Source organism: Mesorhizobium sp. P160187 (assembly GCF_057766425.1).
On record NZ_JBYMDX010000005.1, the window covers coordinates 892,627 to 913,819 of the forward strand.

The following is a 21,193-nucleotide window of genomic DNA, read 5'->3' on the forward strand; positions in this document are numbered from 1 at the left end:
CCTGTTGCCGGAGATCGCACGCCGATGACCAGGGTTTCGCTTCTGGGAATACCACATGACGAGAACTCGTCCTATCTCAGGGGCGCGGCTGCAGCGCCGGCCCTGATCCGGCGGGAACTCAAAAGCGACGCGCACAGCTCGTGGAGCGAAACCGGCTTCGATGTGGCGGACAATTTCGTCGACCACGGCGACATCGACTTTTCAGGCGCCGGCGATCCATGGGAGCGAATCGAGGCCGAGGTCGGCCGCGCGCTGGATGCCGGCCACCCGTTGATCAGCCTCGGTGGCGATCATGCCATCGCCTGGCCGGTGCTGCGTGCCGTGCGCCGCCGCCATGCCAGGCTAACGATCGTCCAGATCGACGCCCATCCCGACATCTACGATGCCTATCAGGGCAACAGGCGGTCCCACACCTCGTCCTTCGCGCGCATCCTGGAGGAGGGGCTGGCTGACCGGCTGATCCAGATCGGCCTGCGCACCCTCAATGATGAGCTTCGTGACCAGCTCAAGCGCTTCGGCGTCGAAATGATCGAGGCGCGGCATTTCAGCGAGGATCTGCAGCTCGATCTCAAGACGCCGGTCTATCTCTCGGTCGATCTCGACGGCCTCGACCCGGCTTGTGCGCCCGGCGTGTCGCACCGCGAACCCGGTGGTCTTACAACCCGGCAAGTGATCAACCTGATCCAGCGGATCGACCAGCCCATCGTCGGCGCCGATGTCGTCGAATACAATGCAAGCCAGGACGTCTCCAATCTCACCGCGCTGGTTGCCGCCAAGCTGGTCAAGGACATCGCCGGCATGATGCTCAAGACGCATGGCGCCGGCTGAATCAATCTGGCAGGGCGGCATGGTAGATCATTGTTGTGACTCGCATTTCCAGTGAAAGCCGCCATGCCGCATCCATTGAAAATAGCCATAGCCGGCGCGCTCGGTCGCATGGGCCGGCAGATGGTCGATGCCGTCGAGACCGATCCCAGGCTGGCGCTCGTCGCCCGCTTTCACAGGCCGGGCAGCGCCGGCGAGGGGCTGGTCGAACGCGACGAAGCACTGGCGCTTGCCGATGTCATCATCGATTTCACCACGCCTTCGGCCTCCGTCGATCTTGCACAAGCTTGCGCGGCCTGCGGCGGCCCGGCGCTGGTCATCGGCTCGACCGGCTTCGAGCCGGCCGATCTCGCTGCCATCGCTACTGCTTCGAAGTCCGTCGCCATCGTTCGCTCCGGCAGCTACTCGCTCGGGCTCAGCATGCTGACCGGGCTGGTCGAGCAGGCGGCGCGAGCACTTGGTCCCGACACCGACATCGAAATCCTGGAAGCGCATCACCGCATGAAGGTCGACGCACCGTCGGGCACGGCGCTGATGCTGGGCGAGGCGGCCGCTCGCGGACATGGCGTCAGGCTGGACGATGTGGCGAAACGCATCCGCGACGGCGTTACAGATCCACGCCCTGCCGGCGAGATCGGCTTTGCCGTGCTGCGCGGCGGCAGCATCGTCGGCGAGCACAGCGTGAGCTTGCTGGCCGAGGGCGAGACGCTCACGCTTTCCCATTCGGCCGGCCACCGCTCGATGTTCGCGCGCGGCGCCATTGCGGCAGCACGCTGGGTCGCCGTCCGGCCGCCCCGCGAATACGACATGCGCGACGTACTGGGTTTCACGACCTTTTGAGGTGCAAAGGGTAACGCAACGAGGGGCGTTGCGAGGTCGGAGCCGCCTAGAGAATAGAATATAGCAACAACTACGCCATTTCGCCCTTCCCAGACCGAACCGAACGGTTCGGTTCGCACATTTTTGTGATTGGCAGTGGCAGCAACGCACACCCATTTCGGGGTGGTCCGAGCGACGCGAATTCCTCCCAAGGCACGCCACTTGACGGACAGAACTGAAAAAAACTGGATTACCTGAAATGACCAAGATCGCACTTACCGCTGCTGCCATCCTCCTTGCCACCGGCACCGCTTTCGCAGGCAGCGACCACTACGGCTCCGACGGCGTCAACCAGCCTGCTGTGACAGCGCCCGCCGGCAACATCGACCACAGCTATACCGCCTCGATCCGCAAGCCGGCCAGCCTCGGCGATTTCACGATCAAGGGCGACTCGAACCAGCCGGAATCCGGCCAGGGCATCTGGGGTCGTTGATTTTCTGAGAAATCGACGACCACAAAGAGCGGTGGGCCTGGCCCACCGCTCTTGTTTTTGTGCAATCGACTCGGGCCGCAAAGATCTTGAATCAATCCGCCAGCAGCTGGTCCTACCTCCTTGTTTGGCCGTGATCTTTTCAAAACACGGTTTGCGGCTGTCACCTGCGGCTAGCCCGTTAGGCAGCTTGGTCTAGCTTAGATCCTTCGGCTTGATACAATGCGTCAACCGGGCCGCGCCGAAGCCGAGATCCGCCCAGTCGCCGTCGATGACAAAGCGGGCAAGGGCGCCGGTCGGGAATTTCTCTTCAAGTTTCCTGAGAGCAGCCACACCCGATCGCGGACCGGCGAACCGGCGGGCAAAATCCTCCAGGCCGGGATTGTGGCCAAGCACCAGGAGACAGCCAGCTGATGCGACTGCCTGCTGCACCTCGGCCAGAATGTCGCCAGCCGTGGCTTCGAAAAGCGCCTCGGCGAACTCCACCGTTACGCTCGCCGACAGTTCCGCCGAGACCAGCCGCCATGTCTCGCGCGTGCGCAGCGCCGGCGACACCAGCGCCAGGTCGGGCAGCCAACTGCGCCGGGCCAGTTCGCGCCCCATCAGCGGCGCCGTCTTCAGCCCGCGCGGCCCGAGCGGCAGCCCGCGCGGCCCGAGCGGCCGGTCGAAATCAGCGAGCGCCGGGTCGTCCCAGCTCGACTTGGCGTGGCGCAGCAGGAGCAATTGTCTCGATGTCGCCATGCCGGCCTACGGCGTGATCCGCGCCAGATGTTCGAGATCGCGCTCTTCGCGCAGCGGGTCGGGGGCCATCACCACCGAAGTTCCGTTTTCGGCATCGTCAGCGAAATGCGCCAGCACAGTGCGGCCGCCTTCCATGCGCGCCTTGCCGTCGGCGACGAGGCCGAGCGCCAGCGCGTAGAGCCGGTGCTCGGCTTTCAGAACGCGGGCGGCCAGTGTGTCCTCATTGTCGCCGACCATCACCGGCACCGCGGCTTGCGCGATGATCGGGCCGTCATCCATCTCAGGCGTAACGAAATGCACCGTGCAGCCATGGATACGCATGCCGGCGCGCAATGCGCGTGCATGGGTATCCAGGCCCTTGAAGGCCGGCAGCAGGGCAGGGTGGATGTTGATCATGCGCCCCTGCCACTTCTCGACCAGGCCGCGGGACAGGATGCGCAGATAGCCGGCCAGCGCCACGATCTCGGCGTTGAATGCAATCAGCGCGGCGTCGATCGCCGCATCATGGGCTTCCTTGCTGGCATGGTCGGCGCGCACGATGACCTTGGTCGGGATACCGCGCGCGGCCGCGATGCCGAGGCCGGCGGCGTTGGCCCGGTCGGAAATGACGCCAACGATCTCGGCCGGATAGGCCGGGTCGCTGGCCGCCGCGATCAGCGCCGTCATGTTGGAGCCGCGTCCCGAGATCAAAACAACCGTGCGTTTCCTGCTCATAGGCCGATCGAGCCCCGATAAATGACGCCGGCGTCGCGGCGCGGCACGATGCGGCCGATCGGCGTCACCGTCTCGCCGGCCTCCTGCAGCACGGCTGCGACCTGTGCGGCCTGGCCGGAGGCGACGACGAGGATCATGCCGATACCGCAGTTGAAGGTGCGCATCATCTCCTCCGGCGCCACGCCGCCAGTCTTCGCCAGCCAGGAAAACACCGCCGGCACGTCGATGGCATTGAGGTCGAGCTCGGCGGAAAAGTCCTTCGGCAGGACGCGCGGGATGTTTTCAGGGAAGCCGCCGCCGGTGATGTGGGCCAGCGCCTTGATGCCATGCGTGTTGCGGATCGCCTTCAGGATCGACTTCACATAGATGCGCGTCGGCTCGAGCAGTGCCTCGGCCAGCGTCGCCTCATCGTTGAACGGCGCCGGATCGCTCCAGGCAAGCCCGCTGACGCCAACGATGCGGCGCACCAGCGAAAAGCCATTTGAATGCAGGCCCGAGGAAGCCAGCCCCAGCAGCACGTCGCCTTCGACGATATCGTCTGTCGGCAGCAACTGGCCGCGTTCGGCCGCACCGACGGCGAAGCCGGCAAGGTCGTAATCCTTGTCGTTATACATTCCGGGCATTTCGGCCGTCTCGCCGCCGATCAGCGCGCAGCCGGCCTGTCGGCAGCCGATTGCTATGCCGCCGACGATTGCCGACCCCTGGTCGGGATCGAGCTTGCCGGTGGCAAAATAGTCGAGGAAGAACAGTGGCTCGGCGCCCTGCACGACGATGTCGTTGACGCACATGGCGACGAGGTCGATGCCGATCGTGTCGTGCTTGCCGGCATCGATGGCGATCTTCAGCTTGGTGCCGACGCCGTCATTGGCGGCGACCAGCACCGGATCCGTGAAACCCGCCGCCTTGAGGTCGAACAGGCCGCCAAAACCGCCGATCTCGCCATCGGCGCCCGGCCGGCGCGTCGCGCGCACCAGCGGCTTGATCTTCTCGACCATGAGGTTGCCGGCATCGATGTCGACGCCCGCCTCGGCATAGGTGAGCCCGTTCTTGCGCTTGGCCCGGTCGCCCTTGCTCATCGTCGGCGCATCCCTGTTTCCCTCGGCGGCTCTTCGCATGAATGGTTTCGGGGGGCAAGGATGACGACAGGATACCGGGCTTTTGCCCAAGATAAATACGTGGACAGTCGCCCCTTCACCGCTGGTCCTTGCAGCCACAATCCATCTCCATCATCTATCTGCAGAACAAGCATGGCGGGACATGCCTTTGACCATTCCCAACCTCGTCACCATCCTGCGCTTCGTGCTGGTGCTGGCGATGCTGAACATGCGCTGGGACTGGGCCTTTGCCGGATTTCTCGTTGCCGGAATTTCCGATGGCGTCGACGGCTTCATCGCCCGCCGCTTCAACCAGCATTCGAAACTCGGCGCCTATCTCGATCCGATGGCCGACAAGGTGCTTCTGGTCTCGGTGTTCGTGGTCATGGGCTTCATCGGGCAATTGCCGCTGTGGCTGGTGGTGACCATGGTGTCACGCGATGCGCTGATCATCTGCGCCGTGCTTTTGTCCACGGTCATGGCGCATCCGGTCGAGATGAAGCCGCTCTATGTGTCGAAGGCCAACACCGCCGCCCAGATCGTGCTGGCGCCGTGGTGCTGGGCGAACTTGCCCTTGGCCTCCACCTCGACCCGCTCAGGCCTGCGCTCATATTGCTGTCCGGGGTCTTGACCGTGGCTTCGGCCGCGGCCTATCTCGTGGCTTGGCTGAGGCATATGAGCGGCTATGGCGAAGGCTCCACCCCGGGTAGTTGACAAGAATGCCGCGACTGCCGCGTTAGCAGACGCGGCTGCGTCCCTGGCGTTTCGCCGCCAGATTTTCTTCTGGCTGGGCACGGCAATCTTCCTGGCGCTGTTCCTCTACATTTTTTCCAGCATCCTGTTGCCGTTCGTTGCCGGCATGGTGCTGGCCTATTTTCTCGACCCGGTCGCCGACCGGCTGCAACGCCTCGGCCTCTCCCGGCTGATGGCGACGGTGGTCATCCTGATTGCCTTCATCGTCCTTTTGGTGCTGGCCTTCGTCATCCTGGTTCCGGTACTGGCCACGCAGATGGCCGATTTCGCCAGCAAGCTGCCGGAATATCTGACCCGGCTGCAGTCGCTGATCACCAGCTTCGATCCGAAATGGCTGGAGCAGAAATTCGGCGTCAATGCCAATGGCCTGCGCGACGGGCTGAATTCGCTGCTCACGTCCGGTTTCGGCCTGCTGAGCACCGTCTTCACCTCGATCTGGAGTTCCGGCGTTGCTCTGGTGTCGGTGGTCAGCCTGTTCGTGGTCACTCCGGTTGTCGCTTTCTACATGCTGCTCGACTGGGATCGCATGGTGGCGGTCGTCGACAGCTGGGTGCCGCGCGATTATGTCGGGACGGTCAGGGCGATCTCCAGGGACATCAACACCGCGACCGCCGGCTTCGTGCGCGGCCAGGGCACGCTGTGCCTGGTGCTCGGCGGCATGTATGCCACCGGCCTGACGCTGACCGGGCTGAATTTCGCCATCCTCATCGGCCTCTTCGCCGGGCTGATCTCGTTCATCCCTTATGTCGGCTCGCTGACCGGACTGGTCCTGGCCGTCGGCGTCGCCTTCGTCCAGTTCTGGCCGGACTGGACCATGATCGTTGCTGTCGCCGTGGTGTTCTTCATCGGCCAGTTCATCGAAGGCAACATCCTGCAGCCCAGATTGGTCGGAAAAAGCGTCGGCCTGCACCCGGTCTGGCTGATGTTTGCGCTGTTCGCTTTCGGCGCCCTGTTCGGCTTCGTCGGCCTTTTGATCGCCGTTCCTGCTTCGGCGGCGGTTGCCGTGCTGGTGCGGTTTGCCATTGCCCGCTATCTCGAATCGCCGCTCTACAAGGGACACTCCACCGAGCCCGTCCCGCCGCTGCCCGCCGCTCGCGGCGGCGGCCACCGGTCGCCGCGCGGCTGAACGTGACGGATCATAAGACCGAACCGCCGCGCCAACTGCCGCTCGACCTTGGCCACGGCACCGGCTACTCGCGCGACGAGTTGGTGGTGTCGGCCACCAACCGCGAGGCGGCAGCCCTTGTCGATCGCTGGCCGGACTGGCCGTCGCCGGTGATCGTGCTCGCTGGCCCGGCCGGTTCCGGCAAGACACATCTGGGCTCGATCTGGCAGGCGCGGGCCAACGCTGTGGCGGTCGATGCCCAGCGCATCGGCAATGCCATCACCGGGCTTGGCGGCAGGCCCGCGCTGATCGACGATGTCGACAAGACAGCCATCGACGAGGCGGGCCTGTTCCATCTCATCAATGAAGTGCGCGGCGCCGGGGCCACCTTGCTGTTGACGGCGCGGCGCTTCCCCGCCGCCTGGAGGGTGACGTTGCCCGATCTTGCCTCGCGGCTGAAGGCGGCGGCAACCGTCGAGATCCATGAGCCGGACGATTTGCTTCTGGCCGGTGTCATCACCAAACTCTTCGCCGACCGCCAGGTCGAGGTCGAGCCGCATGTCGTGCAATATCTGGTGCGCCGCATCGAGCGCTCGCTGGCCACCGCCATGCGCGTGGTCGAGCGCCTCGACCGCACCGCGCTCGAGCGCAAGACGCCGATCACCAGGGCGCTCGCCGCCGAAACCGTCAGCGCAATGGACGAAGGGCAGGGCGAGTTCGAGGTGTAGGCAGTGGAAGGAGAAGACTCCGCTCCTGTCCCATTTCGAGAAGAAACCTCTGGCATCCATCTTGCAACACTGCGTTTGCCGGCTGACCCCGGTCCTGATCGCGTTCCTGATCGGGTTGTAGGCTCGCCGGGAGTGATGATTGGGGTTCTCGCCCGGCGAGCTTACCTTCAGATAGAATCGCCGCAAGGCCTACGATTGCGCGCCAGCTGTCATTCAGACTTCACCAAGCCGCATCTCATCGTCCTGCATTGAAATGGACCATTAGATGGTCTACTTTTTGAGTATGGACCAGAGCATGGTCCATAAAGGAGTGGTCAATGCAGGTATCCGTTACAGACGCCAAGGGGCAGCTCACCGAACTGGTGCGTCGTGCCGAGGCTGGGGATGAAATTATCCTGACCCGCCATGGTCATGCAGCCGTGCGCCTTGTTCCCGTGAAGGCTGCCCCTGACAGGAAAGGCCGCCGGGCATTGCTGGAGGCAATGCGAGCATCCGGCGCTGCCAAGGCGAAGGCCGGGCCGGATGCAGCGCGCAGTCAGGATTTCCTCTATGGCGCTGATGGCCTGCCCGAATGATCGTGGTCGATACCTCGGCCCTGATGGCGATCGTTTTTGCCGAACCTCAATCCAGTGCCTGCATTGCGGCGCTGGAAGCCGAAGACGATATTCTGATCTCGGCTGGCACAGTGGCCGAGGCGCTGATCGTGGCGGATAGGCGCAATGTCGGTGAGGAAATGGCCGGCCTGATCGACGGGCTCGGCTTCGAGGTCACGGCGGTGACACCAGCCTCTGGCCGGCGCATAGCCGAGGCGTATGGGCGATGGGGCAAGGGTATTCATCCGGCCGGGCTCAATTTCGGCGATTGCTTTGCCTATGAAGTGGCAAAGGATCGAGCCTGCCGCTTGCTCTATGTTGGCGACGATTTTTCGAAGACCGATATCGAGAGCGCTCTATAGAGCTACGTTTATGCCCACAACGCCGCCAGATACCGGACCAGCAGATAGACCACCGTATGCGCTGCCACGTAGCACGCGGCAACGACGACAAAGAACAGCACGCTGGCGGGCCACGAGCGGGGAGGGCCTTGCCTCTTGCTCGGCCGGTTGTTCCAGATCCACAGGGCTGCACAGATAATGGCCCAGACTACGACGAACGGAACCGTGATGCCGATCAAGGCGAAGTAGGCAGGGCCAATCAGCGAAAGCCATGCCTCGAGACCAAGCATCCAGAATCTCCCCTTTGCCCGGAGTCTAATGCATGTCGCTCAAAAGTGGTCCCGGTTTTGACAGAACGACATGCATCACCTGGATACGTTTCAGCGCGACGTGCTTTTAGACCGGCGGTAGAGGTGGAAGCGGGGGGATTATCCCTGCGTCGGATTTTCAGCCAAACCCGCAGAAGGGATGCTGTCGATGATACCGGCGCCTGATGCATGTCGCTCAAGTGGCCCCGGTTTTGAGAGAACCACATGCATCAAACAAGACCTCAAGCGCGTCGCGTGAGTCCGTTCGCGCTTTAGGTCAGATTGGTGCTCCGGCCGCCAACTCGGTCCGAAGCGACCGGATCAGCCGCAGACCCTGACCTCTTCGACGACCCTGTGGTGATGGCGCCAGTGCCTGACCAGTTCGATATGGCAGCGGTGATGGCGGTGGTGGCGCCGCCATTGGCCATCCTGGTTGTCGCTGTAGTCGTCGCCATAATCGTCGCTATAGTCTTTGTGGCGCTGGTGATGGCGACGAATCTGTATATCGCCATCGTCGGACGAATATTGATCGTCGTCATCGGACTGGATAGTCAGACTGGCGGCTTGCGCCGGTGCGATCAAAGCCGCCGTTCCGGCGAACGCGATCATCGAGGCGATGAGAAGGGTTTTCATTGTTGGCTCCTTGGTTGAACATACACAACTCTCGGAGCGAACTGGTGTTCCAATGTAGGGTCCGATCGGCGAGCGGCTGCTGCTTGGGCAATGCGTGCCGCCATGCGCTACCGGCGAGGCAGCCATTGGCGACCTTGGGAGTGACCTTGGGCAAGGACTGGCTTTGTGGGAAAAAATGGTCGGAGTGGAGAGATTCGAACTCCCGACCCTCTGGTCCCAAACCAGATGCGCTACCAGGCTGCGCTACACTCCGAGGCCCTGCGGCGTATACGGTTCCGGACCCTGTCGCGCAACCCCTAAATCGTCAAACGGGGCTTGGCGGTCTGCGCTCCCGTGCAATCCTGGCTGCGATCGCCTTGGCCTGGATGCGGGCATTGGCGAAGCAGCCGCGGATGCTTGGCCGCATGCCGGTGAACCACAGGCCCGGCAGTTTCGGGTCGCTGTCCGCGCCGTTGAACAGCGGCACGCCCTTTTCGTCGAGCACGCCGAGCTTGCCCAGCATGGCCTCGAGCCCGGTGCGGTAGCCGGTCGCGGCGATGACGATATCCGGCTGGATCGTCGCGCCATCGTCGAAAACGACCGTGTCGCGGGTAAATTCCCGCACGGTTGGCAAGACGATGATCCTGCCGTCCTTGATGGCATCGACCGCGCCGTCATCGGTGGCGATGGCGGTATAATCCGACGCCAGCCGGCTTGCGCCGCCCGAAGGCGTCGGCGGCACGCCGTAGGCCGTGAGGTCGCCGAAGGCCCATCGCTGCGTCGCCGCCATCACCGCATCGGCGAGCTTGAACGGCAGCCGCGCCAGGATCGGCGAAAACCGATGGACGGCGATCTGGCCGAGGCGCTTGGGCAGCAGTGCCGGACCGTTGCGCGCCGACAGCCAGATCTGTCCGGTGCCGGCTGCCACCAGGTGATTGAGCACGTCGAAGCCGGAATTGCCGGCGCCGACGACCAGCACTTTCTTGCCCGCATAGGCCTTGGCGTTACCGAATGCGGCCGAATGGATGATGCGTCCGGCAAAGGCCTTCATGCCTTTCCAGGCCGGAATGAAGGGCTGCCGGTCGCGCCCGGTGGCGATGACGACATGGCGCGCCAGCCGCGGCCCGGCACTGGTCCGCACAAGCCAGTGGTCGCCCTCGAAGCCTATCTCCTCGACCGCAATGCCGAACTCGACCGGCAGCCGGTGCATGGCGTGGAATTCGTTCAAATGGCCGATGATGGTGTTTCGGTGCGGAAAGGCAGGGGTGCCGGCAGGAAAGGAAACGCCCGGCAGCGCCGAAAGGTCGCGATGCGTGTTGAGATGCAGTCGCTCGTGCCGCCCGTGCCATGGCTCGGCCAGCCGGGCTTCCTTTTCCAACACCATCACAGGCACGCCGGTCTTGAGCAGCGCATGGGCTGCGGTCAAGCCGGCTGCCCCGGCGCCGATCACGATCGCGCCGTCGAAAATCGCTTGGCTGTCGGCCTCGGCGTGCAAAATCCCTGCGTCCATGCCTCTTTGTGTCGCCATCATGACCATGACTTTTGATGCTACGCCAGTGTATCGGGCCGATGCCGCTGCCGAAGCGGCCTGGTTGCAGGCCGCTTCGGCCTTGCCGTCGGCAGTGTTGCACAGTATTGACTGAAATAAGGCGGCGCTACCGCCAACGCAGCTACGAGGTGCCCATGTCCGCGCGAATTTTCAGCCCAGCCAAAACCGCGATGCAGTCCGGCAAGGCCAAGACCGGCCATTGGGTGCTGGAATTCGATCCCGCCCAACGCAAGAAGATCGACCCGCTGATGGGCTACACCACATCGGGCGACATGCTGAGCCAGATCAGGCTGACCTTCGACACCAGGGAAGAAGCGGTGGCCTATGCCGAAAAGCAGGGGCTGGCCTTCCGTGTCGAGGAGCCGAAAGAGACCAAGCGCCGGCAGATTTCCTATGCGGAAAATTTCCGCTATGACCGCAGGATACCCTGGACGCATTGACCGCCGGTCAGCGCCTGGCACATAGACATCAGCCGGCCAAGATATCAAATGCCGGCCAGCGGTCCCGTAGCTCAGCTGGATAGAGCACCGGCCTTCTAAGCCGATGGTCACAGGTTCGAATCCTGTCGGGATCGCCAACAACTTCAAAGAGATAGTGTTGAGGCCTGAGTGGGAATTGAACCCACTACGTCGGTTTTGCAGACCGATGCGTCACCGTCCCGCCCTCAGACCATGGCTCCTTGTGCATTGACCGCGACAGCTAGTCAACTTGGCCGGCCCCTGCTCGCAGGTTCGGGCGGCGATCCGGCTGCCACGAGTCGAGATGTTCGGAACACGGCCGGCGCTCAGGTGTTTATGGCAGATGGCACCGAAAACCCCGACGATTGCGCGCATCTGGCGCGGCAGGACCTTGCCTGACAAGGCCGACGCCTATGAGCGCTACAATTACGAGGCCGGTATCAAGCCGCTGATCGAGAAAGCGCTGGGCGTGCAGACTTTTCGCGAGGACACGCCGACGCATTCGGAATTCATCACCATCTCCTATTGGGAGAACGTCGAGGCGATGGCCGCCTTTACCGGCGGCGATCCGCAAAGCATCCACCATCTCGACCGCGACAAGGAGTTCCTGATCGAATTGCCGAAGGGTGTCCAGGTGCTGCGAATCCGTTCCAGCCACGGAATGGTTGGCGGCAGCTGATGTTTGCGGGCTTTGACGCCAGGACCGTTCAAATGGAGGAGACATCGATCTTCGTCAGGGCCGGTGGCTCAGGGCCGCCGCTGCTGCTCCTGCATGGCTTTCCCGAAACGCATGTTATGTGGCGGGACATCGCCGTGGCATTGGCGCCGCACTTCAGCGTGGTTGCCGCCGATCTGAGAGGCTACGGCCAAAGCGGCTGTCCGGCTTCCGGAGCCGATCATGCCGCCTATTCCAAACGGGCCATGGCGCGCGACATGGTGCAGGTTATGGACGTTCTCGGCTTCGGCCGCTTCACGGTTGCCGGCCATGACCGTGGCGGCCGCGTCGCCTACCGGCTGGCGCTCGACCATCCCGAAACCGTGTCGAAGGTCGCCGTTCTCGACGTCATCCCCACGGCCTCCGCCTGGGATCGTGCTGATGCCAGGCTGGCGCTGGCCTTCTGGCCGTGGAGCCTGCTTGCCCAGCCCGATCCGCTGCCGGAACGCCTTCTGGCTGCCGCACCGGATGTAGTCATCGACAATGCGATCACCGGCTGGGGCTCGGCTCCAGATGCTTTTCCCGATGAGGTCAGGGCCGCCTATATCGAGGCGCTGCGTGATCCCGCCCATGTCCACGCCATTTGCCAAGAATATCGCGCCGCCGCAGGCATCGACCGCGAGCACGACGCGCAGGACCAGGCTGACGGCCGTCGCATCAGATGCCCGCTGCTTGCGCTCTGGAGCGGCGAGGGTGGGTTGGAAAACTGGTATGCGGAGGAGGGCGGCCCGTTGGCGATCTGGCGGCAATGGGCTGATAACGTCGAAGGCGGCTCGGTCAAGGGTGGGCATTTCTTCCCGGAAGAGCACCCCGAAGCCACGGCGGCAAGGCTGTCGAGATTCTTCGCAAGCTGATTGCGGGCCGATTGCTAAAATCCGGGCCTGTGTGTTCCTGTGTCGACTATCTAAGATGGCCGAGGGATTGCAGGATCAAAGTGCTCGAAAGACCAAGCAGGGCGATACCGTAAAACCGGTCGATCCACACGGCGTTTGGCCCAGCCAGAAGCCTTGCAGCCCGCGCGCCAAGGGCTGCGTAAAACGTCAGCACAAACACATCGGCAAGCGCGGCGATAATGGCCAGGATGCCATACTGGATCGCGATCGGCTCATCCACGCGGACAAAATGCGGCAGGATCGCGGGGAAAAGCAGCCAGGCCGCCGGATTTGTGACCGCCACCAGGAAGCAGCGCCCAATGAGTGCCTTGGCTGAATGGCGTGTTTCGGGAAGGTTAGGGTTGAACGAAGGTCGGGATGCTGTGCGCAGGGTACCGATGGCGACGAAAAGCAGATAGCCCGCGCCGAACATCCTGAGAGCCGAGAGATAGAATTCCGAAGCCAGCAGAAGAGCGCCGAAGCCCAGCGCGACGATGCTGATAAGAACGAAATCAGACAGTACGACGCCGGCCATGCCGAGAAACGCGCGTCGAAAACCGTAGCGGGAGCCGTTGGTAATGGCGAGCACGACGTCCGGTCCCGGAACCGCCATTCCGAGCACCGACACGAAGGCAAATGTCACCAGCGGCAGGTTTCCCATGACGCCGCGTAATGTACCCGGCGCTTACCGTCCGTAACGCCCTTCACACAGCGGCTGGGCTATCGCCGTTGTTGGCCACCTTGGCTCAGTGCCCGCCGCGCATCTTCACCACCACCGTCCGCACCGCCAGCACCAGCACAGTGATGATGATCAGGATCACCGAGAGCGCGGCGATCGCCGGGTCGATGTTGTCGCGCAGGCCCATCCACATCAGCCGCGGCAGCGTGATGGCGTTGACAGAGGTGATGAACAGCGTGACGCCGATCTCTTCCCAGGACAGCACGAAGGACAGCAGCGCGGCGGTGACGATGCCGAACTTGATGTTGGGCATGATGATGCGCGTGGCGCGCTCCCACACACCGGCGCCAAGGCCGCGCGCGGCAAGGTCGATGCGGCGGTCGAGCTGGCTGAGCGAGACCAGGATCAGCACCGTGGCGAAAGGCACCGTCATCACCGAATGCGCCATGGCGACGCCAAGCCAGGTGTCGTAGCCGAAGAACGAGCTCATGCCCGAGATCGACGTCAGCAGGAAGTAGAGCGTGATCGCCGAGACCACCGGCGGCACCACCATCGGCAACAGCACGAAGCCGACAAGGGTGGCCGTGAAGCGCGGCTGGAACATCCAGACGCCAAGGCTGAAGCACAGCGCCAGCACGGTGGAGATGACGCTGCTGACGATGCCGATGCGGATCGACAGCAGGATGGCGTCGAGCCAGCGCGGATCCTCGATCAGCGCGCGGTAGTGGCGCAGCGACAGCTCGCCCGTCGGCATCGCCAGCATGCGGCTTGGCGTCAGCGACACCGGGATGACCGCCAACAGCGGCAGCAGCAGGAACAGCGCCACCAGCACGGCGAGGATCAGCGAGACGGGACCGGGGCGATAGGTCGGCATCAGATCAGTTGCTTCGGTCTGACATAGCGGAACAGCAGCGCCATGAGCGCGCCGACGAACAGCACCAGCACGACGCTGATCGCCGCACCCAGTCCCCAGTCGGGACTCTGGAAGATGCGGAGATAGATCAGCTCGGCGATCATCACGCTGCGGCCGCCGCCGAGGATCGCCGGCGTGACGAAGAAGCCGAGCGAGAAGACGAACACGATCATCGCCGAACCGATGATGCCGGAGCGCGTCATCGGCACGAACACGGTCCAGAAGGTGCGCATGCGGCTGGAGCCGAGCCCGCGCGCCGCGAGCAGCACGCGCTCGTCGAGGCTGCGCATGGCGGAGGCCAGCGGGAACACCGCGAAGGGAATGAGGAAATGCGTCATGCCGACGATGACGCCGAACTCGTTGCGCACCAGCGCCAGCGGCTCGGAGATGAAGCCGATCGATTGCAGCCAGGTGTTGATCAGGCCGCGGTTGGACAAAAGCGCCACCCAGCCGAAGGCGCGGGTCAGCACCGAGATCCAGAAGGGGACGAGAATGCAGAATTCAGCGATTATGCGCTGTGCCGGGCTGCCGCGCACCCAAACCATGGTGATGGCGTATGCCGCCGCCACGGAAACCACGGTGACGATCAGCGCGATGCGCAGCGTGCGGATGAACACAGACTGCACCAGGGCATCGGTGGCGAGCGCGCCATACTGGCCGAGCCCCGGTGTCGGCAAGGTGACACTCCACTTGACGACGCCGAGGAACGGCCAGGCGTAGGCCAGCACAAGGAACAGGAGCAGCGGCGCCATCAGCACCGCCGCGCCCATCCTGTCGGAGAGGGCGCCTCTCATCGAAGCTCGTGCCCGGCCTGGTCAGGCCGAGATGATCTTGGTGTATTCGTCGAGTGCTGCCCCGTAATTCTTGGCGTACCAATCCATGTCGAGCGCGATCTGCTTCTTCATGTTTTCGGGATCGACCGGGTTGATGCGCTTCTTGTCGGCGGGGATCAGCGCATCGGCGGCCGGATTGGCCGGACCTTGTCCAAGCTTGTCGAACATCACCAGTTGCTTCTCCGGATCCTGGGCGCTGGCGATGAACTTCATCGCTGCGTCCTTGCCGCCGGGGTTGCCCTTGAGCACGGCCAGCGCGCCGGGCGAAATCAGGCCCTGATCCCAGATGAACTTGATCTTGCCGCCGGAATCCTGCTCGATCAGCGAGGCGCGGGTCGACCACACGATCGCCATCGAGGCTTCGCCGTTGAGCAGCACGCTCTGGCTTTCGGCGCCGCCGCCCCAATAGGCCACGACGTTTTCCTTGAAGGCGGCGATCTTGTCATGCGCGCGCTTCAGGTCGAGCGGGTAGAGCGATGCCGGCGCGATGCCGTCGGCGAGCAGCGCTGCTTCCCAGCTCGACACGCCCCATTTGTAGAGCGAGCGCTTGCCAGGAAACTTCTTCACGTCGAAGAAGTCGGCCATGCCGGTCGGGGCGTCCTTGCCGTATTTCTCGGAATCATAGGCGATCACATAGGAGAAGAAATAGGTCGACGCCGCGTATTCCCAGCCGAACCCCTCGCGCATCTTCTTCTTGTCGACGATGGCGTAGTCGATCGGCTCGAGCGCACCCTGGGCGCCGAGCGTGATTGCCGAGAACGGGTCGACGTCGACCAGATCCCAGGTCGGCGCGCCGCTCTTGAACTGTGCGGCAATCGCGCCTTCGGTCGGGCCCGAGCCGTCCATCTTGACGGTGATGCCGGTTTCCTTGGTGAAGGCCTGGCCGTAGGCGGCGTCATAAGCGGTAAGGGCATCGCCACCCCAGTTGACCAGCACCAGCTCCTTGGCCTGCGCAAAGGCACCGGTCGAGCGCAGCAGCATCGGTGTGCCGGCCAGCACGAGGGCTGCAAGCTGGGTGAATTGCCGGCGCGAAATCTCGCCGCGCACAGCCCGGGCGGATAGCCCGTCCATGGCTTGTTTTTTGCTTTGGTTTGTCATTTTAGTTCCCCTTTTTCGTTGTTGGTTCCGGTGGTTATGGCGCGCTCCAGATTCTTTGCTGGAAGACTTCGCCGTTCTCGTCGTCATCCTCCGTCCGGAAGGAGGAAACCCTTTTCCGCCGGCCAGGTCAGCCAGACGGAATTGCCTTTGCTCAGCGCCGCCGCCGCGACCTCGTTCGGCACCGAGACGGTCACCTTGGCGCCCTGGCGCGTCGTCAGATCGAGTTTGGTCGCCGCACCCAGATAGGTCGAGCCGATGGCGGTGGCGGCGATGCCATTCTCGCCGGCGGCGGCTTCGCGCGCGATCGACATATGCTCGGGCCGGATCGCCAGGATCGCATCGCCACGGACTTTCTCGGCCTTGCAGAGCATGTTGACCGCGCGGTCCTCGCAGAGGCCCGTCGAGCCATTGTCGGCGGGCTTGACCCCCTTCAACGGCAGCATGTTGATCTCGCCCAGGAACTCGGCGACGAAGCGGTTGGCCGGCCGGTCATACACCTCGTCCGGCGCTCCGACCTGCAGCAATTTGCCATGGTTGAAGATGGCGACGCGCGACGACAGCGCCAGCGCCTCGCTCTGGTCGTGGGTGACGAAGACGAAGGTGGTGCCGGTCTCCTGATGCAGCCGCTTCATTTCGGCCTGCATCTGGCCGCGCAGGCCCTTGTCCAGTGCCGAGAAGGGTTCGTCGAGGAGCAGCACGCCGGGTTCGAACACCAGCGCGCGCGCCAGTGCCACGCGCTGCTGCTGGCCGCCGGAAAGCTGCGCCGGCAGTTTCGTCTCATGGCCCTTCAGCCCGACGCGCTCGATCATCTCGGCGACGCGGCGTTTGATCTCGGAGGCCGATTTCTTGCGCACCTTGAGCGGGAAGGCGATGTTGGCCTCGACCGACATATGCGGAAACAGCGCATAGCCTTGGAACACCATGCCGGCGGCGCGCTGCTCTGCCGGCCGATCGGTGATGTCGAAACCGTCGCTGAAAAGCTTGCCGGCGGTCGGTTGCACGAAGCCTGCCAGGATCATCAGGAAGGTGGTCTTGCCCGAGCCGGAGGGGCCGAGCAGCGTCAAAAACTCGCCACGGCCGATATTGAGCGTCAGGTCGTCCAGCGCCCGGAACGAGCCGAAGCTCTTGCCGATCCCGATTGCCTTGATCTCTGCGGCCCGGCCGGGTTGCTGCATCCTGCCTCTTCCTTGGTCGTGGCTTGAGCGTAGGGCAGGGCCCCGGCTCACCGCAACCGAATAGTTTTCGCCTGATCGGCAAATTTGATTCACGGATGGGAGGCTAGTACGGGCTGATCCGGTTCTCCGACAGCTTCGACCTCAACCACCCATTGAATGCTTCCAGCACCGGGTGGCTGGCCTTGGCATGTTCCGACACCAGGAAATACGAGCGCGGCGAGGGGATCGCGATATCGAAGGGGCGCACCAGACGGCCTTCGCTGAGCGCGCGGCGGCTGGTCAACTCGTCGCCCATGGCGATGCCCTGGCCGGCGATCGCCGCGGAAAAAACGAGGTTCATGTCCGAGAAGAAGATGCCGCCTTCGGTGTCGGGGTTTTCCACCTTGGACAGCGCCAGCCAGCGCGCCCAGTCCTCGGTGTCGCCGAGATGCAGGAGATTGGCGCGCAGCACGTCGGCCGGTTTTGAAAAGCCGCCGACCTTGTTGAGCAGTGTCGGGCTGCAAAGTGGCGTGAACGAGATTTCGCACAGCAACTCCACCGAGCGGTTCGGCCAGTTGCCGACGCCGAAGGCAATGAACGCATCGGCGTCCGGATTGCTGACATCGTCCAGCCGCCGCGGCGTCAGGATCGACAGCGCCACGTCCGGATACATTTGCCGGAACTCGCCGATATGCGTGCATAAAAACAGAGAGGCGAAGCCGGGCGTGCAGGAAACGGCGAACGAGCCGCCGACGCCCGTGCCGGCCTGGCGCGTCACCGCATCGCCGAGCACCGTCAGCGCCTTTCTCACATCGGCGGCATAGCGCTGGCCGCGCGGTGTCAGCGCCACGCCCTTGCCGATGCGCTCCAGCAGGTCGAAGCCGAGGTCGCGTTCGAGCAGCCGCAACTGATGGCTGACGGCGCTGCGGGTCAAATGCAGTTCATCGGCTGCGCGCCAGACGCTGCCGTGACGGGCAAAACTGTCGAGGGCGCGCAACGCCTGTGTGGAAGGTATTCGCAAGAGGCCTCAGGTGAACCGAATTTGCATGAACCGGAAAAACATATCACTTTTTGCAATGCCGCTTCACTGCTTTCTTGGGCCGCATGGAGAAACCGGTGACGACCTCGGCGCAAGCCACCGCGCTTGCCTGTCTCGATGGCATCCAGCCGTCGCTGTCGGCGTGGACGCGCACCATTTTCGATTTCGGCGAAACAGCCTGGCGCGAATACCAGTCGGCGGCCTGGTATGTCGCGCGGCTGAAGCATGAGGGCTTTTCGGTCGAGGAAGGGTCGGCCGGCATGCCGACCGCCTTTTGCGCCCACTGGACGAATGGCCCGGGGCCGACCATCGGCATGTACGGCGAATACGACGCCGTGCCTGGCAACTGCCAGGACGCGGCAACGGTGAAGCGATCGCGGCCGGGCCTCGGCAGCGAGGCCGGCGGCCACACCGATCCGCATTCCGGGCTTGGCATTGCCGGCCTCGGCGGACTTCTCGCCACCAAGGCGGCAATGCAACGCCACGGCATCGAGGGGACGTTGCGCTTCACCGGCGAGCCGGCCGAGAAGGTCAGGGGCTCGAAGCCGATCCATGCGGCCAAGGGCTACTATGACGGCCTTGCCGGCATGATCTCCTTCCACCCCTTCTATATGCTGCCGCTCTGCAACACGGCGCGCTGGGACACGCATTGCGGCGCGGCCTACGCGATGATCTACCGTTTTGTCTGCGACGAACCCGAAAACTGGGTTCGCGCAAGCGATGGCGCGCCGATCCCGCAGGCGCATTCGGCGGTGCGGGCGCCCGGTGCCAATGACGCGCTGATGGCGATGTACATGACCTCCAAGGCGCTGCGCGATTCCATGCTGCCTCACCAGGGCGGCTGGTCGATCAGCGAGGCGATCCTCACCGCCGGGCAGGCGACCGCCGACAATCTGCCGGCGGGGCTGGCCGAGATCCAGTACATGATCCGCGTGCCGACCATTGCCATGGCAGAGCAGGTCACCGCGGTGCTCGACCGTAATGCGGCCGCGGCCGCGGCGATCAGCGGTTGTCGCTATGAGCGCCATTGGGTGTCGAAGTCGCGGCCGGGCCTCGCCAATCACGCCATGGCGGGGATTGCCTATGAGGCGCTGTCCACCGTTGGCGCTCCGAGCTGGGACGAGGCGGCGAAAGCGATCGGTCGCGAGGTCCAGGTCAATGCCGGCGGCACCGCGACCGACAACCCTTTCATCGACGAGATGGAGCGGCTGGTTGCGCCGCAAGAGGCCGAGGCAATCCTGCGCCGCGATTTGCCTCCGTCGCAGATCAACTCGACCTCCGACGACTACACCGACATGTCGTGGCACACGCCGACCGCACGCTTCTATGTCGCCCGCCCGGCGCTGCGCTCCGCGAATGGCCATGCCTATCCATCCTGGGCGATGAACGCGCTGGGCGGTATCTCGGCCACCATCGACCCGATGGTCATCTGCGCCGCCAAGACGATTGCGCTTGCAGCCCTCCGCCTGCTCGAGGACAAGGCCGCGCGCGATGCGGCCATGGACGAATTCGTCACCCGCACCGGCGGCGGCATTGGTGGCTCCAACTGGATCGCGCCGCTTTGCGACTATGACCCGCCGATCAATTTCCGCTGGCCGGAATATGTCACCACCGCGCGCGGACGCGATTGGTGGATTCCGAGCAGCCAATCCAATCAAAGCTGCATAGTCAAATCGAGGAGAACCTTATGACCGTCCATGATCGCATCGTCGCCGAGCCGTTTTCGCTGCAGCGCCGCAACCCCGCCGGCGGCACCAAGCCGCTGACATCATGGGGCTTTGCCAACGAGACCGACGTGCTGACAGACGTGTTGCTCGGCTCGCCAAACTTCCTGCGCCACCTCTCGACCAGCTCGCTCTCGCGCAAGCATTTGCGCGAAGCGCCCTGCAACGTTCAGATCGCCCAGGCGCAGCACAAGGACCTCGTCGCCGCCTATGAGCATTTCGGCGTCAACATCCACTGGCACGAGCCGACGCCGGAACTGCCGATGCAGGTCTATTCCAGAGACTCCAGCGTCATGACGCCCTACGGCGCCTTCATCACCGCCATGGCCAATTGGTGGCGGCGCGGCGAGAACTATGCCGCCATCCGCACCTATGAAAAGCTCGGCATCCCGATCTACGACATGGTCACGGCTGGCACCTTCGAAGGCGGCGACTTCAACGTCATCGAGGAGGGCGTGGTGCTGATCGGCTGCGGCAGCGCCCGCACGCAGGAAGAGGGCGCCCGCCAGGTGCAGGACTGGTTCGAAAAGGAAGGCTGGGAAACGCGCCTCGCCTTCATCGACGAATATTACGTCCATATCGACCTGATGGTGGTGCCGATCGCCGAAAAACTCACCGCGGTGTGTCTCGCCTGCACCGAGCCCGGCATCGTCGACTGGCTGAAGGGCAAGGGCCACGAGATCATCGACGTGCCGTTCCAGGACACGATGGCGCTCGGCTGCAACTTCATGTCGCTTGGCAAGGACAGGGTGATCGCGCCGACGTCGAGCCAGTCGCTGATCGGCCAGCTCAAGGCACGCGGCTTCGAGGTTGCTGCCGTCGACATGAGCGAGATTTCCAAGACCGGCGGCGGCATTCACTGCATGGCGCAGGCGCTCAAGCGCGAGCCGGCGTAAGGGCACGAATTGCCGCCGGGACCTGTGACGGACTGCTGCCAGATTTGACAAAACAGGCCCGGCAGAGGAAATTGATGCCGTTAGAGGAGGGATTCTGTGAAGAAAACTTACGAAAAGCCGAGTCTGGCCAAAGCCGGCAA

24 protein-coding genes, 3 tRNA genes and 1 pseudogene are annotated in these 21,193 nt (G+C 63.7%); 14 read left to right on the forward strand and 14 right to left on the reverse strand.

What is annotated here, in order from left to right; translation table 11 throughout:
* Window positions 1-24: 24 nt before the first annotated feature.
* The 3 genes from speB (at window position 25) to AC3CCE_RS29060 (ending at window position 2,137) form a co-directional block, all read left to right on the forward strand.
* Window positions 25-828, forward strand: coding sequence for an agmatinase (speB, locus tag AC3CCE_RS29050; protein ID WP_352626477.1), 804 nt, complete (start codon window positions 25-27; stop codon window positions 826-828).
* A 63-nt stretch (window positions 829-891) separates the two neighbouring features.
* Entirely contained in the window at window positions 892-1,665 is a 774-nt protein-coding gene (gene dapB / locus AC3CCE_RS29055; RefSeq protein WP_352626479.1) for a 4-hydroxy-tetrahydrodipicolinate reductase, read from the forward strand.
* Window positions 1,666-1,903: 238 nt separating this feature from the next.
* Entirely contained in the window at window positions 1,904-2,137 is a 234-nt protein-coding gene (locus tag AC3CCE_RS29060) for a DUF680 domain-containing protein (protein WP_023684758.1), read from the forward strand.
* A gap of 192 nt (window positions 2,138-2,329) precedes the next feature.
* Here AC3CCE_RS29060 and AC3CCE_RS29065 read toward each other — a convergent pair whose 3' ends face one another.
* The 3 genes from AC3CCE_RS29065 to purM are packed head-to-tail and all read right to left on the reverse strand — an operon-like array spanning window position 2,330 to window position 4,665.
* Window positions 2,330-2,875, reverse strand: a complete 546-nt coding sequence (locus AC3CCE_RS29065; protein ID WP_352626481.1) for a SixA phosphatase family protein — start codon at window positions 2,873-2,875, stop codon at window positions 2,330-2,332.
* 6 nt (window positions 2,876-2,881) lie between these two features.
* The gene (purN, locus tag AC3CCE_RS29070) at window positions 2,882-3,589 is read right to left on the reverse strand and encodes a phosphoribosylglycinamide formyltransferase (protein WP_023684759.1); all 708 of its coding nucleotides are present in this window, start codon (window positions 3,587-3,589) and stop codon (window positions 2,882-2,884) included.
* On the reverse strand, window positions 3,586-4,665 hold the full coding sequence (gene purM, locus AC3CCE_RS29075; RefSeq protein ID WP_352626483.1) for a phosphoribosylformylglycinamidine cyclo-ligase: 1,080 nt from the start codon (window positions 4,663-4,665) through the stop codon (window positions 3,586-3,588). Before purM ends, purN begins: the two co-directional genes overlap by 4 nt.
* A 187-nt stretch (window positions 4,666-4,852) precedes the next feature.
* Here purM and AC3CCE_RS29080 point away from each other — a divergent pair.
* The 5 genes and pseudogenes from AC3CCE_RS29080 (at window position 4,853) to AC3CCE_RS29100 (ending at window position 8,224) form a co-directional block, all read left to right on the forward strand.
* Window positions 4,853-5,397: pseudogene (locus tag AC3CCE_RS29080) on the forward strand (CDP-alcohol phosphatidyltransferase family protein).
* Window positions 5,369-6,562: an AI-2E family transporter gene (locus AC3CCE_RS29085; RefSeq protein ID WP_023711891.1), complete on the forward strand. Its 1,194-nt coding sequence runs from the start codon at window positions 5,369-5,371 to the stop codon at window positions 6,560-6,562. The pseudogene AC3CCE_RS29080 and the gene AC3CCE_RS29085 overlap by 29 nt, the downstream one beginning before the upstream one ends.
* A gap of 2 nt (window positions 6,563-6,564) precedes the next feature.
* Entirely contained in the window at window positions 6,565-7,269 is a 705-nt protein-coding gene (gene hdaA, locus AC3CCE_RS29090; protein ID WP_031209584.1) for a DnaA regulatory inactivator HdaA, read from the forward strand.
* Window positions 7,270-7,586: 317 nt separating this feature from the next.
* Window positions 7,587-7,844 (forward strand): type II toxin-antitoxin system Phd/YefM family antitoxin, encoded by a 258-nt coding sequence (locus AC3CCE_RS29095; RefSeq protein WP_023705316.1) that lies wholly within the window; start codon window positions 7,587-7,589, stop codon window positions 7,842-7,844.
* Window positions 7,841-8,224: a type II toxin-antitoxin system VapC family toxin gene (locus tag AC3CCE_RS29100; protein ID WP_352510922.1), complete on the forward strand. Its 384-nt coding sequence runs from the start codon at window positions 7,841-7,843 to the stop codon at window positions 8,222-8,224. The genes AC3CCE_RS29095 and AC3CCE_RS29100 overlap by 4 nt, the downstream gene beginning before the upstream one ends.
* 8 nt (window positions 8,225-8,232) lie before the next feature.
* Here AC3CCE_RS29100 and AC3CCE_RS29105 read toward each other — a convergent pair whose 3' ends face one another.
* The 4 genes from AC3CCE_RS29105 to AC3CCE_RS29120 all read right to left on the reverse strand — a co-directional run bounded on the left by AC3CCE_RS29105 (window position 8,233) and on the right by AC3CCE_RS29120 (window position 10,633).
* Window positions 8,233-8,493, reverse strand: a complete 261-nt coding sequence (locus AC3CCE_RS29105; RefSeq protein WP_023738658.1) for a hypothetical protein — start codon at window positions 8,491-8,493, stop codon at window positions 8,233-8,235.
* 339 nt (window positions 8,494-8,832) lie between these two features.
* Entirely contained in the window at window positions 8,833-9,144 is a 312-nt protein-coding gene (locus tag AC3CCE_RS29110; protein ID WP_352510921.1) for a hypothetical protein, read from the reverse strand.
* Window positions 9,145-9,320: 176 nt separating this feature from the next.
* A tRNA-Pro gene (locus tag AC3CCE_RS29115) sits at window positions 9,321-9,397 on the reverse strand.
* A gap of 51 nt (window positions 9,398-9,448) precedes the next feature.
* Entirely contained in the window at window positions 9,449-10,633 is a 1,185-nt protein-coding gene (locus AC3CCE_RS29120; RefSeq protein ID WP_352510936.1) for a flavin-containing monooxygenase, read from the reverse strand.
* 173 nt (window positions 10,634-10,806) lie between these two features.
* Between AC3CCE_RS29120 and AC3CCE_RS29125 the strand changes: the two genes are divergently transcribed.
* A complete protein-coding gene (locus AC3CCE_RS29125) occupies window positions 10,807-11,112 on the forward strand; it encodes an ETC complex I subunit (protein ID WP_023670294.1) in 306 nt (101 codons plus the stop codon).
* A gap of 60 nt (window positions 11,113-11,172) precedes the next feature.
* Window positions 11,173-11,249: transfer RNA gene (locus AC3CCE_RS29130), tRNA-Arg, on the forward strand.
* A 23-nt stretch (window positions 11,250-11,272) separates the two neighbouring features.
* Here the strand turns inward: AC3CCE_RS29130 and AC3CCE_RS29135 are convergent.
* A tRNA-Cys gene (locus tag AC3CCE_RS29135) sits at window positions 11,273-11,343 on the reverse strand.
* 130 nt (window positions 11,344-11,473) lie between these two features.
* On the opposite strand from AC3CCE_RS29135, the gene AC3CCE_RS29140 reads away from it, so the two are divergent.
* Both AC3CCE_RS29140 and AC3CCE_RS29145 read left to right on the forward strand, forming a co-directional pair.
* A complete protein-coding gene (locus AC3CCE_RS29140; RefSeq protein ID WP_352510920.1) occupies window positions 11,474-11,809 on the forward strand; it encodes an antibiotic biosynthesis monooxygenase family protein in 336 nt (111 codons plus the stop codon).
* Window positions 11,809-12,699 (forward strand): alpha/beta fold hydrolase, encoded by an 891-nt coding sequence (locus tag AC3CCE_RS29145; protein WP_488377233.1) that lies wholly within the window; start codon window positions 11,809-11,811, stop codon window positions 12,697-12,699. The genes AC3CCE_RS29140 and AC3CCE_RS29145 overlap by 1 nt, the downstream gene beginning before the upstream one ends.
* A gap of 46 nt (window positions 12,700-12,745) precedes the next feature.
* Here AC3CCE_RS29145 and AC3CCE_RS29150 read toward each other — a convergent pair whose 3' ends face one another.
* From AC3CCE_RS29150 to AC3CCE_RS29175, 6 genes are all read right to left on the reverse strand, one after another.
* Window positions 12,746-13,360 carry a LysE family translocator gene (locus tag AC3CCE_RS29150; protein ID WP_245261757.1) on the reverse strand — a complete coding sequence of 205 codons (615 nt, stop codon included), beginning with the start codon at window positions 13,358-13,360 and terminating at the stop codon, window positions 12,746-12,748.
* A gap of 103 nt (window positions 13,361-13,463) precedes the next feature.
* Window positions 13,464-14,270, reverse strand: a complete 807-nt coding sequence (locus AC3CCE_RS29155) for an ABC transporter permease (RefSeq protein WP_023689053.1) — start codon at window positions 14,268-14,270, stop codon at window positions 13,464-13,466.
* Complete coding sequence (locus tag AC3CCE_RS29160; protein ID WP_352510918.1) at window positions 14,270-15,103, reverse strand: ABC transporter permease; 834 nt, start codon at window positions 15,101-15,103, stop codon at window positions 14,270-14,272. The genes AC3CCE_RS29155 and AC3CCE_RS29160 overlap by 1 nt, the downstream gene beginning before the upstream one ends.
* Window positions 15,104-15,124: 21 nt before the next feature.
* Window positions 15,125-16,240, reverse strand: coding sequence for an ABC transporter substrate-binding protein (locus AC3CCE_RS29165; protein WP_352626488.1), 1,116 nt, complete (start codon window positions 16,238-16,240; stop codon window positions 15,125-15,127).
* An 83-nt stretch (window positions 16,241-16,323) separates the two neighbouring features.
* Window positions 16,324-17,415: an ABC transporter ATP-binding protein gene (locus AC3CCE_RS29170; RefSeq protein ID WP_352626490.1), complete on the reverse strand. Its 1,092-nt coding sequence runs from the start codon at window positions 17,413-17,415 to the stop codon at window positions 16,324-16,326.
* Window positions 17,416-17,518: 103 nt separating this feature from the next.
* Window positions 17,519-18,415: a LysR substrate-binding domain-containing protein gene (locus AC3CCE_RS29175; RefSeq protein ID WP_023684774.1), complete on the reverse strand. Its 897-nt coding sequence runs from the start codon at window positions 18,413-18,415 to the stop codon at window positions 17,519-17,521.
* An 83-nt stretch (window positions 18,416-18,498) separates the two neighbouring features.
* Here AC3CCE_RS29175 and AC3CCE_RS29180 point away from each other — a divergent pair, with 83 nt between their 5' ends.
* Together AC3CCE_RS29180 and AC3CCE_RS29185 are read left to right on the forward strand one after the other, a co-directional pair.
* On the forward strand, window positions 18,499-20,124 hold the full coding sequence (locus AC3CCE_RS29180) for a zinc-binding metallopeptidase family protein (RefSeq protein ID WP_352626492.1): 1,626 nt from the start codon (window positions 18,499-18,501) through the stop codon (window positions 20,122-20,124).
* Entirely contained in the window at window positions 20,121-21,053 is a 933-nt protein-coding gene (locus tag AC3CCE_RS29185) for a dimethylarginine dimethylaminohydrolase family protein (protein WP_352626494.1), read from the forward strand. Before AC3CCE_RS29180 ends, AC3CCE_RS29185 begins: the two co-directional genes overlap by 4 nt.
* The last annotated feature ends 140 nt before the right edge of the window (window positions 21,054-21,193 follow it).